Below are 16036 nucleotides of genomic sequence, written 5' to 3' on the forward strand. Positions count from 1 at the left end.
GTCTCGAAGTACCGGTCAAAGATAAAACGAAAATTTGCCTTAAAGACTGTCGAACGTTACAATGGGGTGTAAAATTTGAAATTGCACGGTCGTCTTCTGCGTGTGTTCAAGTTGAGACTTCATAAAGATTCTATCAACTGCACTTAATGAAGCGCCAAAATATAACACTTTCACCGCTGAAACAGCTATCCGTTAAAGGAGATGCCAGATTAATGGACGCACATAAAATAGATTTGAAAAAACTAAATGAGGACAAGCAGAAAGCATTCGATATTTTTGGGAAATATGGTAGTTTTGCCGCGTTGTATCGGGAAGGGACGGAAGCAGACATTCATTTTGTTGATAACTATATCTCGCTGGCAGCAGTCTATGAACAAAGAAAGCTAGTTGGGTTAGAATGACCTAGTGTTATGTGCATATGACTGTTGAGCGGATTCTGAATTGATGACTGATTTAGAGCGAGTGTCTGCGGTAACTGCTAGTAAGATGATTTAATGCGACCTTAAACGGCGATTGTCGATGCACTAATCACGAGTGAAGTGTTTGATAGACGGTTTAAGTACCGGTTGCTGTGAAGCAGTTAGTAATCATTTAGGACCGTACGTCTTTTAACTGACTCGTCATGACTGCGACAGCTATTGTTATGGCGTTACTGGAAAATATTAAAGTATCGCTCGTTGACTGATGAAAATAAACATCGTCTACGAATAGTTTGGCGTACGTATCTGGTTAGATCAATTACTGACACAGGACTAAGGTCATTTAATTTGGACGGTAACTGTCGCAACCATGTAAAAATATTGTAAATTCGGGAGCAATAATTGTTATTCTTCCAATTACATGCTATGTTATTAGCATATTTTACGAAGTGGAGTGATAGTTATGGCTCAGATTACTGTGGGGGATCGGGTTAAGTGCCAGAAAAACGGCAATACCGATTATGATTTTTATGCTGAAGTTGAAAAGATTTATGAGAACTCCGCCTTTGTCACCATTACACATTACGATGTCCGTGATGATATCAACGTCTCGGAATTACAATATCGTGCGGTGATTGCGCTTAAGAAAATGAAGATTGCGAAACCAACTGCAGGCGAAGCTAAGGAATTACAAGCTGTTAGCCCTGCGATGTTGGCTGAATAAAAGAGATGATTAATGGAACCTTGTCCAGATAATGGACAGGGTTTTTATTTTGGACCCAAATTTGCGAGTTGGTAAACAACACTTATTAATTGTGCACGTTGTTTTATTTGGGCTGGCAAACTTTTTTGTTTTTGATTTCGCGAATCACCTGTACAACGCGGTTGAGAATGGTACAATAGATATTAGTACTTGATAATAGTTCTAAAGTAAAAAGGAGGAGTTTTTGATGCAGACAACTGGTCAAAACACAACGTTAACCGGACGGCGGCGGTTCTGGTTCATCTTCACATTACTGTTGGGGACTTGGACGATGTCAATCAGTCAATCATCACTATCGACCGTTTACCCGACGTTTATGCGTGATTTCGGCATTTCAGCGTCGACGGTTCAATGGCTGACAACTGGTTTTATGTTGACGATGGTCGTCATGATGCCCATTAGTCCATGGTTACTCAATAATATTGGTTTTAAGAAATTATTCTTAGCGGTGCTGGTCCTATTTGATGCCGGTTCCATAATTATTTACTTTGCACCCAGTTTTGGTGTCATGATGATTGGGCGGTTAATCAAAGCGGCCGCTGTCGGTGTGCTATTTCCGTCATATCAATCGATTTTACTCACGATTACGCCAGAAGAGAAGCGTGGTAGTACTATGGGGGTCGCTGGGCTAGTCATGGGGTCAGCGCTCGCCTCAGGGCCCATCATTTCAGGGGTCGTTCTGAAGTTTACCGATTGGCACGGCCTGTTTATGGTCTTCATTACCGTTGCGACATTACTGATTTTAATTAGTTTTGCGACGATCAAGGATGTGATGGTGAATAAGCCATCGAAATTAGACCTGATTTCAATCGTCACGTTACTTGGTTTTGCTGGGATTTTGTACGTGGTTAATGAAATTGGTAAGGCTGGCGTGAACTGGACCTATGCATGGATTTTATTGATTATTTCCATCCTGGCAGTGGCCTACTTCACGTATCGGCAGTTCCATTTGGAAACCCCATTACTGGAGTTACGGGTTTTAAAGACGTTTAACTACGACTTAGCCATTTTTCTGACTGCAATTTCGTATGTTGCCCTGATCGTGGTCACGATTATCTTCCCACTGTACTATCAAGGTGTTCTGAAGGTTTCACCGTTCGTTTCAGGGATGTCACTGGTTCCTGGTGCGGTGCTCCTCAGTATCTTGAACCCGTTGACAGGGAAACTCGCTGAAAAGATCGGTTATAAGCAAATTATGTTATTGGGAATGGCGATGATCGTCTTGGGCTGGCTGATTTTAGCGTTGGTCAATGCCAAGCTCAACTTGCTCACGATGATTCTGTTGGCAGCCTTGATTGAAGGTGGCAATGCCTTTGTCATGATGCCAGCGGTTACCCTCGGTGCCAACTCATTACCAAACGAGTTGATTTCACATGGAACGGCCGTTATTACGACGGTTAGACAGATTCTGGGCTCAGCTGGTGTCGCAGTGGCGACCTTGGTTCTCTCTAACGTGACCCTGGCTCAAAAGCAAGCTGGCGCTTCGACATTAGCCGCTAATTTGACCGGGTACCACACCGTCTTTTGGATGATGCTCGGAATCGAAATCGTTGGGCTAGTTCTCGCGTTATTGTTGCGTGATGGGCGGAAACAGGCTTGATGTTGTAATATAGACTAACTTGGCATTTTTTGTCGAGTTAGTCTTTTTAGATGTTGGCGTAAATCGATTCAATGATAAATGAATAAATCTTTAATCGTGTAACTATCAGAAGCAAATGACTGAGTGCAGTATTTGTTATTTTAGAATTGTATAATTACTAATTTGCGGTATCATAAGATAATGAATGCGCTCACAAGTGAAGTAGTGAAATATGTATTATAACTTATTATTTGTTATAATGTTTTTACCGTACTTGGCATTGTAATGATAGGGAGGGTTAACAAACAAATCCAATGAAAGAAGCACCTAAATATGTAGTCGTAGCTGGACAACTGCGTCAAGAAATTTTAGAGGGACAATATGGAGTTAACGACCAGTTGCCGCGTGAGAATGCTATTGCTAAGGCTTATAATGTTAGTCGAATTACTGTACGGAAGGCTTTGGATGGATTAGTTGAGGAAGGGCTAATTTATCGGATTCAGGGTTCAGGAACTTATGTGAAAGATAACCATCCATCTGAAAACACAACCCAGAAAAGTACATTGGAGATATTTGATTTTGACCAATACAAGATCGATCTTTTGAACTTTGCTGTTGTGAAACCTGAAAAAAGCATTAGTAATCAACTGAATGTGACTCAATTTGATTTTACCTATGAAGTTGAGAGACTCATTCTGCGCCGAGAAGATGATGTAATTGTTGGCCTGCAGAAGATATATATGCCTGCCAAGGTCATTCAAGGTATGCGAATGGAAGTCTTGAAGGGGTCAATATACGAGTTTTTGGAAGGAGATCTAGGATTAGAACTAGATTCTGCTATACGAACACTATCCAGTGAAATGGCCAGTACGTTATTAGTCGAGAAGCTAAAACTAGAGAAGCCGGAGCCACTATTAACTATGGAACAACGGTCTTTTTTAAAGAGCGGGCAGATTTTCGAATATGCATACACATATATACGCCCATCTGAATTTTCACTTCATGAAACGATTAATCTGAAGAGCTGAAAACTACCGACTTAACCAGTCGGTAGTTTTTTTGCAATAAATTTGTTATAACGAATTTATAAAAGGTATTGTTTTTTACTGCGCCTGTGCTTATACTAATAAATGTAAGCGATAACAAAAATTGGAGGTAGTCAAAATGGCTCAGTTAAAGATTGCATTGTTTTGTAGTGGTGGGATGTCTACTAGTTTAGTCGGTTCTAAGATGCAGAAAGTTTACGATGCAGAGCATAAAGATGTAAAGGTGGATGCATATGATCTTGGAATGGTTGACGAAATCGGCAGTGATGTCGACGTTATCATGTTAGCGCCACAGATTGGCTGGTCATATGATCAGGTCAAGCAGAGCTATCCGGACACAAAGGTTATTAAGTTAACAATGCAAGAGTTCGGTAGTATGGATGGTCAAGTACTTGTTAATCGACTAGCTCAAGAAGGGATTGAAGGCTGATGAATACAAGTGGAGGACGTTGGCAAAATTTTCAAGCAAATTTCACCAAGTATGCTGGGAAAATTGCTGCTAATAAATTACTACTGACATTACGTGATTCATTTATTATTGTTGCTGCAACCTCAATGATTGCCGGCTTTGCGATTATGATCCAGAATGTTTTTGTTGATCCGACTAATGGATTGATTTTTGGAAAGCAAGGATTTGGTTTAGGGAGAATGATTGCCGGGTCTTGGTCAGCTTGGGAGAAATCAGGCTTGTTCAATGGCTTGACATCGACTGGAAATTTGATTGGTTTGGTTTCAAATGGTTCGCTCAACACGTTTGCGGTTCTATTGGTTGTTATCTTTTCACATACTTTTTCGCGTAAATACTTTCCTAAATCCAAAGAACATATGACTTCGGTACTCTATGCATTAGGTGCATTTTTCATTTGCATGCCTTGGAAATTCCAATATACGCCAGCAGATTCTAAAAAAGCAATTGATATTTTAAATTATATGGATACTACCTTTTTTGGAACAAAGGGTGTTTTCGCAGCTTTACTGATTAGTGGTTTTGCTGTATGGATTTACAACAAAATTTTGCAGCGCAATATCACAATTAAAATGCCAGATTCAGTTCCACCTGCTGTTGCTCGTAGCTTTGAATCTTTGATTCCAGGTGTCTGCACAATGGGCGTCTTTATCATTCTAACTGGTATTAGCACCACTTTTACCGGCGAAACAATGCCAGAATTGCTGCTAACGTTATTACAAAAGCCAGCGCTAGCAATTTCTGGTACAGGATTATTTGCTTTTGTATCACAAACAACATGGAGTTTGCTGCAATGGTTTGGGATTCATCCGACGTCAATCTGGGGACCAATCTTTGGATTAACGTGGAATATTAATGATACCCAAAATATGTTGGGACAGGCGCATCATATTTTTTCAACGTTATTTATGAATTTCTCTACAGTTGCTGCTGGCTCATGCTCAGTTTCACCTGTTCTAGCATTGATGCTATTTTCAAAGCGAGTTGCTGCCAAGAAAATTTCTAAAATTGCACTTATGCCGGCTATTTTTAATATTTCAGAACCAATTACTTTCGGATTGCCAATCATTTTAAATCCACTATATTTCATCCCGTGGCTAGTGGCGCAACCTCTTGCGTTCTATATCGGATATTTCTTCATTAAGATTGGGTTCATTGCACCAATCGTCAACAACGTGCCTTGGACGGTACCCACTCTAATCTCAGGATTGCTGTACACTGGATCGATTAATGGACTGATTGTACAGGCGGTTATCGTGATCGTAACAACTGCAATTTACATTCCATTTATTAAAGTTGATAACAAGTTGAATCCTGATGTTGAGAAAAAAACTGTAGTAGATGCAGCAAAACAAGAATTAGCTAAATAGATTATTTAGAGGTGAAATTGAAGTGGATGAAAAGCAATTAGAACGAGCAATGCAACTAATTTCAGTCGCTGGTAATGCAAAGTCAATGTGCATTGAGTCGATGTCAATAGCTGAAAAGGGTAACATTGACGATGCCAAAGCGAAATTATCTGAAGCTCGGAAAACGTTACATGAGGCGCACAATATTCAAACTCAGTGGATGACTGATGAAATGAATGGCGAGAAGGTTGAAAAAACAATTATGCTGATTCACTCACAGGATCATTTTATGGCTGCGGATATTATGTTGACTATGGCTGAAAAAGTTATTAATTTGCAGTCATCTATCAAAAATTTACAATCAACGCAGGGGTAGACCAATGGTGTTAAAATTTGACGCAATATTTGGTGACAAGTTGGTGTTACCAATTGGTAAATCTTTTGGTGTCAGTGGTTGGTCAGCAGTCAAAAGTAAAATTGAAGTCAGCGTTGGACAACAAAATAGGACCACAATAAGTTCGAAAACTGGTCGCTGGCACGTACAGTTTGATCCAATCAATGACGGTTTACAAGTTTATTCAATACGTGCAACTGATGGAACAGATTCCATCAGTCTACATGAATTGCGATTTGGGTTGGTGCTGCTTCTAGCGGGCCAATCTAACATAGAATATGAGATGAAAGACGATTCTGAATATCAGTTTGCTAAGCAACAAGACTCACAAAGCGCCATTTATTACTATAATGTCCCCAAAATTGAATATGTTGGTGAAGATGGGACAGTGCTTCCGGATGATCTCCCGGTTTCTAGATGGAAACAGTTGTCCAGTGAAAACATGGGGGAATTATCGGCTATTGGTTATTGGATGAGTCAGTCTCTGAAGCGCCGCTTGCCTGGAACTGTTATTGGGATTGTCGATTGCTACAAGGGTGGAACATCGATTTCATCATGGGTCCCAAAATCAACTTTGGAGAATAATGCACTCTTGGCAAAGACATTTGTGAAGCCGTTTGAAGTTGCAACATCTGGCAAAACTGATGAAGATTATCAATCGGAATTGCATATGTATCGGCAGAAGGTGGCACAACACAACTATGACTTAGCAACTTTTCAAGCAGCTCACCCCGATGTATCTTTAAGTGATGCTAAAAAGAAAGTTGGCCACACGCCTTGGCCGCCACCAATGACGCCTACTAGCTTTTTACGGCCAGGTGGATTATATCAAACGATGGTTCGCCAAATTCGTGGATACACTTTCAATCAAGTTATATGGTATCAAGGGGAGAACGATGCTCAACAGCCGGATGTCTATCAAACAATGTTAGCGAAACTGATTCAAAGTTGGCGTAAAATGTTAGCGGATTCATCGCTAATATTTAATGTAATTCAGTTACCTGGTTATGCAGATGAACCTTTTGAGTCCTGGGCGAAAATTAGACAGGCCCAATTGTCGATTGCTCAAATGATACCTAATGTAAATCTGATTTCCGGGAGCGATACAGGGGAACGTCATAATATTCATCCGACATCGAAACGTAAATTAGGAGAACGTATTGGGCGTCTGGTCAGCAATCAAGGTTATTCACAAACTCCGCTGGTTATAGAGACAAAACTAAAAGGTAACGACGTAATAATTGGGATTGGTCAAGTGAACCAGTTAAAGATTGATTCGGATACTAAAATGATGATAAAAATTGGGAATGAATGGGTACCACGGCAAGTCAAGAAGTTGGATGAGCAACATATCATTTTGAAAGATTGTTCAGGAGCAGCAGCCGTTCGCTATCAGTATGTGAACTACCCAGAAATGACGATTTTTAATGAGTTAGGCGATCCCTTAACGCCATTTAGTTGCCGAATTGGGATAGGAGGATAGTTACATGCAACCTATTGGATTGATTGATATAGGTGGTACGACAATTAAGTTTGCAGTTTTGAAATCAGGCCATTTGATTTCAAAAAATAAGATTGCAACGCCGGACAATTTAGTTGATTTTTATAAAGAAACAACTGCTCAAGTTAACCAAATGCGCCAAGAACATCAAATTTTAGGGGTAGGCATTAGTTCTCCAGGAGCAGTTAACAAATCGACTGGTGTGATTGAAGGTGCCAGCGCATTGCCTTATATTCATAATTTTGATATCAAATCGTCATTAACAGAACGTTTCGAATTGCCGATTAGCATAGAAAATGATGCGAATTGTGCAGCATTGGCTGAGCTAGAAGATGGTGCTGGACAAGGAGTGAATAGTCTTTGTTTCTTAATCATTGGCACCGGTGTCGGCGGTGCAGTTATCGTGAACCATCAAGTATGGCATGGGGCTCACTTATTTGGAGGTGAATTTGGTTATACATTAGTGGATGACCAATCTACTTTAAGTGAACTAGGGACTTCTGTTTCTGTAGCTAAGCGATACAATAGTCGTCATGGAAGTGAAGGCTTACTTGATGGTCGGCAGGTTTTTGAACTGTCGAATCAAGGTAATGTACTAGCTCAGAATGAGGTGCTAGTGATGTACCAATCGCTAGCTAAAGCTATCTATAATCTACAGTATAGCTTCGATCCCGAATTGATTGTTCTGGGTGGAGCGGTATCGAATAATCCACAGCTTATTCCAGGAATAAATAAAGAAGTTGAAAGGATTCGTAAAATTGTGAAGATTGCCTCAATTAGGCCCAAAATTGTCGCATGTCACTTTACGGATGAAGCTAATTTAAGAGGAGCAGCTGTAGATTTTACACGTGAATATCGAGAGGAGCTAGAAAATGATTAAGTTTTCAGACGAGTTCACATTTGGTGCCGCAACATCTGGGCCTCAAAGTGAAGGTAACTTTGACAAAAACCATCAGAACATTTTTGATTATTGGTACGCAAAAAATCCACAAGCATTTTATCAATTTGTTGGCCCTGATACGGCTTCTAATTTTTATAATAGTTATCAAAGTGATCTACCTTTAATGAAGAGTGCGGGAATAAAAGCCTTACGTACTTCGATTCAGTGGTCTCGATTAATTGAGAATTTTGAAACAGCTGAAGTAAATCAAGAAGGTGCTTATTTTTATAATCACGTTATTGATGAAATGCTTGCAAATAATATAGAGCCTTATATCAACTTGTTTCATTTTGATTTACCAATTGAACTCTATCAAAAGTATGGCGGATGGGAATCGAAACATGTTGTTGAATTATTCGCCAAATATGCTGAACAATGCTTTAAATTATTTGGTGATCGCGTGAAATACTGGTTTACTTTCAATGAGCCTAAAGTAATTCTAGATGGTGAGTATCTGTATCAATTTCACTACCCTTTGTTAAAAGATGGTCGTAAAGCAGTTCAAGTAGCATTTAATTTAAATCTTGCTTCTGCAAAAGCTGTTGGTCGGTTTCGGAAGATATTAGGAAATACAGATGCCAAAATTGGTACGATTTTAAATCTGACACCAGCATATCCGGCCTCAGAGGCTATGGCAGATAAGAAAGCAGCTGAATTTGCAGAGGATTGGTCAAATAACATGTTTCTTGACCCTGCGATTTTGGGCTCGTTTCCAAAACGTTTAACGGATGTTTTAGCACAGGATCATGTTTTATGGCACGCAACGTCGGAAGAATTGGCGACAATTGCGCAGAACACAGTGGATATGATTGGCGTAAATTATTATCATCCATTTCGTGTTAAACAGCCAGATATTTCTCCGCTCAGCTTGACGAGCTGGATGCCTGATATCTATTTTGACGAGTATGACATGCCTGGCCGTGTGATGAATGTAGATAAGGGGTGGGAAATTTACCCAGAAGCACTCTATAATATCGCAATCAATATTCGCGATAATTATCATAATATTCCTTGGTTTGTCTCTGAAAATGGTATGGGTGTGGCTGATGAAGAACGATTTATGGATTCGGACGGGGTTGTTCAAGATGATTATAGGATCGAATTCATTAAGAATCATCTTACAGCACTTCATCGGGGAATTGCTGCAGGTAGTAATTGTAGTGGATATTTTGTTTGGACTGCAATTGATTGCTGGTCATGGAAAAATGCTTATCACAACAGATACGGATTAATTCGTGATAACATCCATACCCAAGTTAAAACAATCAAAAAGTCTGGTCACTGGTATCATGACTTAAGCGCCAATCATATCTTGAAATAATGAAAACCAAAAGTGTCGTATGACTTGCACGATGATACGATGTTTAGTTGGATAACGGCTGGACGATTGTCTCTTCGTAAAATAAGGCCATCAATCTCATCTCCTGGGATTGATGGCCTTATTATTTAACCACTTATTTCTTCGCGGCTTTCTGAATCTTTGCCAACTGGTTGTATTGGCTGAGCATCCAGCTTTCATACGTCTGGTTGGCTGGCAGAGTTTCAGTCACTTTGAGGACTGGAACGTCGTATTGTTTAGCTAATTTGACCATGTTCGTGACTAGGTTACTGTCACTTTGGGTGTTTTCAACAAAGAAGGCGATGCGGTGGTGCTTGATGGCCTGTTGCATTTGCTGAATATCCTTCGGGGACGGGTCGGTGCCTTCCTCGATGGCCCGGGCAAAATGATTGTTCGTGATGTGATAACCCATTGCCTTGAGTGAATAATCGAAGACGGGTTCACTGACTGCGACGCGCTGGCCCTTAGCTTGCTGTTTCAGTTGCTTGATTTTGGTTGTAATGGCCCGAGTGCTAGCCTGATACTTGCGGGCTTGCTGGTAAAAGTAACGCTTGTGTTGCGGCTGAATCTTCGACAGGTCTGCCGCAATTTTGGTGGCTAACTTGGGCATCGTCGTGGGATCGTACCAAACGTGTTCGTTGGCGCCGTCCGCCTTCTTGGCAACCGAGGTGCCGACGTTGATGACGCGGGCGCCGGCTTGTTTGTTGACGGTTAACTTTTCCATCCAGTCATCGTAGCCGAGACCGTTATAAATGATGAGCTGCGCGCTACTGGCTTGTTTGGCCGTATTGACGGTTGGCTCGTAGTCATGGGGATCGACGCTGGGACGGTCGATGATGGCCGTGACTTTACCATACTTGCCCGCGACCGCCTTGGCCGTTTGACCATAAAAATCGAGACTAGTCAGAATATTGATTTTATTATTGCTCGTTTGACTTGATGTGGTGGTGCTTTGGCAGCCTGCTAATAAGCTACCGATGCCTAATAGCAGGATCAAAAACAGCCATCTACGTCGCTTAATCATGTCTTGTTACCCCATTCTCTTTAAATCGTAACCATTACTGTTCACTTTACAGAAAGAAGCTTGGTGCGTCAAGTGTTTAAGATAAACTTTAGCCGAGTTTGAAAGTGGCAAATAACTAATGAAAGCTGGTAAAATAAGCGTACTTAGAATACGGAAAGTGGGGGTTGAGATGATATTTACGATCGTGATTTTACTATTATTAGTCAGTGCCATTTTCCGAGGTTTCCACCGCGGATTCGTGATTGAAATGTTGCACCTGATTGGGACTGTGGTGGTCTTGCTGTTTGCACGGTTGCTCTATCAACCAGTGGGCGCAGCAATCAGTAATTTACTGACTGGCTTGAATTTAATTGAGGGTTCAGCCATGAGTACCCTAATTATTAATCTGATTGCCTTCTTCGTGTTGATTTCGCTGGGGTGGTCCGTGATTCGGTTACTTGGGCGCGTCTCACGCAGCATTACCTGGCTACCAGTCATCAAACAAGTGAACAGTGTTGCCGGTGGTGCGGTCGCGTTTGTGATTACGTACCTAGTTATTTTCGTCGTTCTGTCCCTGGCTAACTTGGTCAAGACTGATTTTATCCAAACACAGATGAACAACTCACCGTTAGCGACATATATTGTCAAACAAACGCCGGGACTGACGAGTCAGTATCTAAGTCATCTAGTCAATTTCGACGACGGAACAACGACATCTGATTCATAAGCGTCAGGAGCATGTATTGCGCTAGTTAATTTGTCATGAATTATGGTTAAAACGTGCCAGTTGTTAAGTTCAAAAGCAGCCAGCTGAGGACCGCTGGAAGCAGTGCAGATTTGCGTAAATCTACTTTATAGTTGCGTCCTACACCGGCTTTCAGGCATTCTGGACAATGGCCGTGACGTGGTGGACACAGATTTAAGCCGACAACCCGCGTCTTAAATACTGGTCTTTCACTAACCAAGCACAAGACGCTTGATAAGTGAAATTTCACCACTTGGCCTTGCCCAGAATACCTTCCAGCCGGGACAATATTCGAAAGGCGGACATGTGTGGACCCAACTTTCGATAAACCGTTCGTTAATTTTAAGTGAACGGTCATTTTGACAGTTGCTGTAAGAAAGTTTCCAGTAATATTTAAGCTACTTTACCCTTGGCTTAAAGCTATGAATCATCAACTCTGAACATTGGCAGAACTTTACTTCGTCGACATGTATGCTAAAGTCATAAGTGCTGAAAAAATGGCAATCGTTGGTCTGACCTCCATTGAATTAGGCACTAATCTTCAGACAGACTGTCGGCAATTAAATACCATGAATTATCATAAATACTGATTTACAGTTTGCCTGAAAGATCAGTCGTTTAATATTCCATGACCAATTGCACCAAGTCCGGTGGCCGTTCATCTGCTATTCGAGTGGGTTCCCGACTGGAGGGGGCGGCTGACAATGCTCAAGGGCGAAGTTCTTCTTGTCCGCCCTGTTCCAGCGTTGTCAGCCGGCCCCGGAAGTCGGACTAGGAAGCGCATCGGCTGACGAACAGGACGCCAACTTGGCACGTTTTACCCATCCTTGATGCCGAATACTAACCAGCACAACACATCAAAAATAAATTAGTTGATCGTAGTTCAAAGACGTGGTCGGATTCGAAGCCGTAAACGTCTTTTTTTAGTGAATTATTGAAAGTCAGAGACAGCCACAGTAGTATAGTCGTCAAACCATTTTTACGGTTTCCGAACGATTATGAGTTTTTGGGGGTTATTTGGCCGATTACTATCACATTGCCGGTGCTTCATGCTATGATTATAAGTAAAAATGAGCAAGAAAGAGGTTGGGATACTTATGGGCATGATTCGTATTAACAACTTACGGTTTCACACGTTTAACGGTGTGCTTCCTGAGGAACGGCGCAACGGCCAACAACTAGGATTGGACATTGCCATCAAATATCCCATTGAAGCGAAGGTCCGTCACGACGATGTGCACGAGACAATCAATTATGCGGCCGTGCGGGGCGTCGTTGATGATTTTGTGACGACGCACTCGTACAAGTTGATTGAATCGTTGGCCAACCATCTGTTAGAGACGCTTTTGGCTAGTTTTCCGACCGTCGATGCCATCAATATTAAGATTCGAAAGTATAGTGTACCGATGCCCGGCATTTTTGATAACGTGGAGATTGAGGTGGAGGGAACGCCACATGTCGACTAATCAAGAACGCGTCTACCTGAGCATTGGGTCTAACATGCACCCGCGCGTTCAAAATATTCGACAGGCGCTGAGCCGTTTGCGTGCGGTGGCTGGAGTGACAGTGATTGCTGAATCCCATTGGTACGAGACTGAGCCGTGGGGGAATCGTGAACAGGCGAATTTTTACAACGTGTCGGTTTCGTTAGTGACCACTTTGACACCCGCTGAGTTGTTAGATGACTTACATACCATTGAACAGGCTGGTCATCGGCAACGGCTAGTCCATTGGGGGCCACGCACGATTGACATGGACATTATCTTTTGGGGCCAGCGTCGAATTGCGACAGCTGACTTGACGGTGCCACATGCACAAGCAGCTAACCGGAATTTTGTACTGTTACCAACGGCTGAGATTGCCGCGGATGATCCGTTGGTGGGCCCTCAAGTTGCGCGTATGATTGCGGCTAATCAGGACCAGAGTTGGATTAAAAAAGTGAGAAATGTGAGTGAGTTAGATGATTGATGAGAAGAACAAAGCTAAGATAGAACACGCGGTGCGCGAGATTTTGAGTGCTGTCGGCGAAGACCCTGACCGGCCAGGATTGGTTGAAACGCCAGCCCGGGTCGCACGGATGTACGCAGAAGTATTTGCGACTAAGACCGCCGCACCATTTGATAATTACAAGTTATTTAAAGTTGAGAATCCAACTGAGATGGTTTTGCTCAAAGATATTCCATTCTATTCAATGTGCGAACACCATTTACTACCCTTCTTCGGAACGGTTCAAGTCGCCTATGTGCCGCAGCATGACCAAGTAATTGGGTTGAGCAAGATTCCACGGCTCGTCGATTATTGCGCCCAACAACCGAACGTTCAGGAACGTTTGACCGTTTCGATTGCGACTGAATTGCAGCGCATCCTCGACCCGGCTGGCATTGCCGTTTCAATCACAGCGCGCCACATGTGCATGGAGATGCGCGGTGTCAGCAAGCCTGGTGTCCAGACGGAAAGTAGCTATTATAGCGGTCAATTCAAGACGGATATTGAGTTAAAACGGGAATTTCTACAACGAATCGAAAAGTAGGTGATTAATTGGACGCAGCGACGATCGAACGACGCTATCAGAAATTATTAGGTCAGCTGAATCAAGCCATGCTGGCGAACAATCATCAACGGGTCCCACTGTTACGGCGAATCATGGCGCATCTCGGTCACCCAGACCATTACTATCACGTTATCCATATCGCGGGGACCAATGGCAAAGGCTCGACTGGGGCAATGCTCAGCAGTGTTTTGCAAGCTCAGGGATACCGCGTTGGGCGTTTCAGCAGTCCCGCCATTAATGACGCGCGTGAACAACTGCAATTCAATGGGACGTGGATCAGTCCAGCAGAATTCATCGATACTTATCATGAAATTTTGCCTGTTCTGAAAAATATGGGCTTGGCGGCCAGCGATGTCTCCGTGTTTGAATGGTTCTTCCTGATCAGTGTGGTCTGGTTCCGCAATCAAAACGTGCAGTGGGCGGTGATTGAAGCCGGCCTCGGTGGCTTGTATGATGCGACCAATGCGCTGGCTAGTCCCCAGCTGACGGTGTTTACCAAAATTGCCCTCGACCACACGGCCATTCTCGGACCAACGATTACGGCGATTGCCCAGAATAAGTCTAAAATCATCAAGCCGCACACGACGGTCGTCACTTTGGCGGACCAACATCCCGATGCCTTGGCTGTCTTACAGACCGAAGCGCTCAATCAAGGGGTGCGGTTAGTTACGGCCAAACACGCGCAATTGACCATCACGCAGCAGACATTGACCCAGATGACCGTCGATGCGCACAGCCAGTGTTTTGACTGGACACAGCTGACGTTAGGACTCGGCGCGTCATATCAGTTGCAGAACCTGCAGCTTGTGTTGACCGTCGTGTCCGTGCTGCAGCACCAGCAAGTTAACCTAACAAACGCCACGGTCCGTACGGGCTTACAGCAGGTCAGCTTACCTGGTCGTGCAACGGTCTTACAGACGGACCCACTGATAATTGCGGATGGCGCCCATAATCCGGATGGCATGCGGGCACTAGTTTCCAGTGCACAAACGTTGCTTACTGGGCGACACTTGATCTGGGTCGTCGGGGTTTTGCAAGACAAGGCGTATCCAGACATGTTGGCAGCACTGCTTCCCGCAGCCGACGTGGTCATCACGAATACGCCAGCGAATCCAGAGCGCGCTTTACCAGCAGCACAGTTAGCCCGAACGGTGACGGCCATGCTGACACCGGCGTTTATAACGGCTAACGCGATGGCTACGGCGCCTGAAATCTTGACGGCAACGACCATCACGGATGCGTTAATGCAAGCCCAACAGCGGGCGACGCCTGATAGTGCGATTCTAGTCACCGGGTCGTTTTATGTCATTCGTGAATTGCAACAAGCTGGCTGGAAGGGGTTGAGCCAATGACCGTTGACTGGCTGATTGCGTCAAATAATGCGGGGAAGAGTCGTGACTTGCAGGCTTGTTTGGCCTATGCCGGCGTGACCGCGCAACCTTATTTTAACCAATTCGACCGCCTGACATTTCCAGCTGAAACGACGACCAGTTATGTGGATAACGCCATTGAGAAGGCCCGTTTTGGTGCTTCACAGCTTGGCGTTCCGGTGATTGCCGATGATAGCGGCATTGAGATCCCGGCCTTGCCCAGACAATTCGGCGTCACGACCGCTCGTGATTTAGGGGTCGCGGTCAGTGGCTTTGACCGTAATCAGGAAATTTTACAAGCCCTTCGTCAGGTTCCAGATGGGCAACGCCAAGCCGTCATGCGAGCAACCTTAGCCGCTGCTTGGCCGGATGGTCGGGTCGTGGTCGTTCAGGGGACCGTTGCGGGCTACCTGGCACATTTTCAGTTAGGCCAATACTCAGGGGGCTTTGACCGGTTGTTTTGGCTGCCACATTATGGTCGGACGTTAGCCGAAATTCCTGCACCATGGCGAATCCCATTGACGCACCGGGGACGCGCCGCACTAAAACTAATCACAAAACTTTAAAAATT

General features: G+C 43.5%; 17 protein-coding genes. 16 read left to right on the top strand and 1 reads right to left on the bottom strand.

Going from position 1 to position 16036, the window contains the following annotated elements; genetic code table 11:
* Positions 1–212 precede the first annotated feature (212 nt).
* From KGF65_RS14535 to KGF65_RS14580, 10 genes are all read left to right on the top strand, one after another.
* A complete protein-coding gene (locus KGF65_RS14535; RefSeq protein ID WP_088770550.1) occupies positions 213–401 on the top strand; it encodes a hypothetical protein in 189 nt (62 codons plus the stop codon).
* A 481-nt stretch (positions 402–882) separates the two neighbouring features.
* Positions 883–1143: a YkvS family protein gene (locus KGF65_RS14540; RefSeq protein WP_216748652.1), complete on the top strand. Its 261-nt coding sequence runs from the start codon at positions 883–885 to the stop codon at positions 1141–1143.
* Positions 1144–1369: 226 nt separating this feature from the next.
* The gene (locus KGF65_RS14545; RefSeq protein WP_101874148.1) at positions 1370–2782 is read left to right on the top strand and encodes an MFS transporter; all 1413 of its coding nucleotides are present in this window, start codon (positions 1370–1372) and stop codon (positions 2780–2782) included.
* Between the two features lie 293 nt (positions 2783–3075).
* Positions 3076–3789 carry a GntR family transcriptional regulator gene (locus KGF65_RS14550; protein WP_101874147.1) on the top strand — a complete coding sequence of 238 codons (714 nt, stop codon included), beginning with the start codon at positions 3076–3078 and terminating at the stop codon, positions 3787–3789.
* A gap of 136 nt (positions 3790–3925) precedes the next feature.
* A complete protein-coding gene (locus tag KGF65_RS14555; protein ID WP_101874146.1) occupies positions 3926–4237 on the top strand; it encodes a PTS sugar transporter subunit IIB in 312 nt (103 codons plus the stop codon).
* Entirely contained in the window at positions 4237–5643 is a 1407-nt protein-coding gene (locus KGF65_RS14560) for a PTS sugar transporter subunit IIC (RefSeq protein WP_101874145.1), read from the top strand. The genes KGF65_RS14555 and KGF65_RS14560 overlap by 1 nt, the downstream gene beginning before the upstream one ends.
* Before the next feature lie 22 nt (positions 5644–5665).
* Positions 5666–5998, top strand: a complete 333-nt coding sequence (locus KGF65_RS14565) for a PTS lactose/cellobiose transporter subunit IIA (RefSeq protein ID WP_101874144.1) — start codon at positions 5666–5668, stop codon at positions 5996–5998.
* Positions 5999–6002: 4 nt separating this feature from the next.
* On the top strand, positions 6003–7499 hold the full coding sequence (locus tag KGF65_RS14570; RefSeq protein WP_213472548.1) for a sialate O-acetylesterase: 1497 nt from the start codon (positions 6003–6005) through the stop codon (positions 7497–7499).
* A gap of 4 nt (positions 7500–7503) precedes the next feature.
* On the top strand, positions 7504–8397 hold the full coding sequence (locus tag KGF65_RS14575) for an ROK family protein (RefSeq protein ID WP_105923636.1): 894 nt from the start codon (positions 7504–7506) through the stop codon (positions 8395–8397).
* On the top strand, positions 8390–9778 hold the full coding sequence (locus KGF65_RS14580; RefSeq protein WP_216748653.1) for a glycoside hydrolase family 1 protein: 1389 nt from the start codon (positions 8390–8392) through the stop codon (positions 9776–9778). The genes KGF65_RS14575 and KGF65_RS14580 overlap by 8 nt, the downstream gene beginning before the upstream one ends.
* Positions 9779–9911: 133 nt before the next feature.
* Here the strand turns inward: KGF65_RS14580 and KGF65_RS14585 are convergent, their stop codons facing one another.
* Positions 9912–10820 carry a metal ABC transporter solute-binding protein, Zn/Mn family gene (locus tag KGF65_RS14585; protein WP_101874140.1) on the bottom strand — a complete coding sequence of 303 codons (909 nt, stop codon included), beginning with the start codon at positions 10818–10820 and terminating at the stop codon, positions 9912–9914.
* Between the two features lie 169 nt (positions 10821–10989).
* Between KGF65_RS14585 and KGF65_RS14590 the strand changes: the two genes are divergently transcribed.
* The 6 genes from KGF65_RS14590 to KGF65_RS14615 all read left to right on the top strand — a co-directional run bounded on the left by KGF65_RS14590 (position 10990) and on the right by KGF65_RS14615 (position 16031).
* Positions 10990–11526: a CvpA family protein gene (locus tag KGF65_RS14590; protein WP_050339924.1), complete on the top strand. Its 537-nt coding sequence runs from the start codon at positions 10990–10992 to the stop codon at positions 11524–11526.
* Between the two features lie 1115 nt (positions 11527–12641).
* Positions 12642–13010: a dihydroneopterin aldolase gene (gene folB, locus KGF65_RS14595; protein WP_101874139.1), complete on the top strand. Its 369-nt coding sequence runs from the start codon at positions 12642–12644 to the stop codon at positions 13008–13010.
* Entirely contained in the window at positions 13000–13512 is a 513-nt protein-coding gene (folK, locus tag KGF65_RS14600; protein ID WP_101874138.1) for a 2-amino-4-hydroxy-6-hydroxymethyldihydropteridine diphosphokinase, read from the top strand. The genes folB and folK overlap by 11 nt, the downstream gene beginning before the upstream one ends.
* Complete coding sequence (gene folE / locus KGF65_RS14605) at positions 13505–14074, top strand: GTP cyclohydrolase I FolE (RefSeq protein WP_101874137.1); 570 nt, start codon at positions 13505–13507, stop codon at positions 14072–14074. Before folK ends, folE begins: the two co-directional genes overlap by 8 nt.
* Before the next feature lie 8 nt (positions 14075–14082).
* Positions 14083–15447 carry a folylpolyglutamate synthase/dihydrofolate synthase family protein gene (locus KGF65_RS14610; protein ID WP_216748654.1) on the top strand — a complete coding sequence of 455 codons (1365 nt, stop codon included), beginning with the start codon at positions 14083–14085 and terminating at the stop codon, positions 15445–15447.
* Entirely contained in the window at positions 15444–16031 is a 588-nt protein-coding gene (locus KGF65_RS14615) for a non-canonical purine NTP pyrophosphatase (protein WP_088770559.1), read from the top strand. Before KGF65_RS14610 ends, KGF65_RS14615 begins: the two co-directional genes overlap by 4 nt.
* Positions 16032–16036: the final 5 nt, after the last annotated feature.

Source organism: Lactiplantibacillus sp. 30.2.29, from assembly GCF_018991255.1.
GTDB classification, from domain to species: domain Bacteria; phylum Bacillota; class Bacilli; order Lactobacillales; family Lactobacillaceae; genus Lactiplantibacillus; species Lactiplantibacillus pentosus.

Bases quoted from the DNA above. Each gene is read 5' to 3' on its own strand.
- KGF65_RS14535 (WP_088770550.1), top strand. From the start codon at position 213: ATGGACGCACATAAAATAGATTTGAAAAAACTAAATGAGGACAAGCAG.
- KGF65_RS14540 (WP_216748652.1), top strand. From the start codon at position 883: ATGGCTCAGATTACTGTGGGGGATCGGGTTAAGTGCCAGAAAAACGGC.
- KGF65_RS14545 (WP_101874148.1), top strand. From the start codon at position 1,370: ATGCAGACAACTGGTCAAAACACAACGTTAACCGGACGGCGGCGGTTC.
- KGF65_RS14550 (WP_101874147.1), top strand. From the start codon at position 3,076: ATGAAAGAAGCACCTAAATATGTAGTCGTAGCTGGACAACTGCGTCAA.
- KGF65_RS14555 (WP_101874146.1), top strand. From the start codon at position 3,926: ATGGCTCAGTTAAAGATTGCATTGTTTTGTAGTGGTGGGATGTCTACT.
- KGF65_RS14560 (WP_101874145.1), top strand. From the start codon at position 4,237: ATGAATACAAGTGGAGGACGTTGGCAAAATTTTCAAGCAAATTTCACC.
- KGF65_RS14570 (WP_213472548.1), top strand. From the start codon at position 6,003: ATGGTGTTAAAATTTGACGCAATATTTGGTGACAAGTTGGTGTTACCA.
- KGF65_RS14575 (WP_105923636.1), top strand. From the start codon at position 7,504: ATGCAACCTATTGGATTGATTGATATAGGTGGTACGACAATTAAGTTT.
- KGF65_RS14580 (WP_216748653.1), top strand. From the start codon at position 8,390: ATGATTAAGTTTTCAGACGAGTTCACATTTGGTGCCGCAACATCTGGG.
- KGF65_RS14585 (WP_101874140.1), bottom strand. From the start codon at position 10,820: ATGATTAAGCGACGTAGATGGCTGTTTTTGATCCTGCTATTAGGCATC.
- KGF65_RS14590 (WP_050339924.1), top strand. From the start codon at position 10,990: ATGATATTTACGATCGTGATTTTACTATTATTAGTCAGTGCCATTTTC.
- folB (WP_101874139.1), top strand. From the start codon at position 12,642: ATGGGCATGATTCGTATTAACAACTTACGGTTTCACACGTTTAACGGT.
- folK (WP_101874138.1), top strand. From the start codon at position 13,000: ATGTCGACTAATCAAGAACGCGTCTACCTGAGCATTGGGTCTAACATG.
- folE (WP_101874137.1), top strand. From the start codon at position 13,505: ATGATTGATGAGAAGAACAAAGCTAAGATAGAACACGCGGTGCGCGAG.
- KGF65_RS14615 (WP_088770559.1), top strand. From the start codon at position 15,444: ATGACCGTTGACTGGCTGATTGCGTCAAATAATGCGGGGAAGAGTCGT.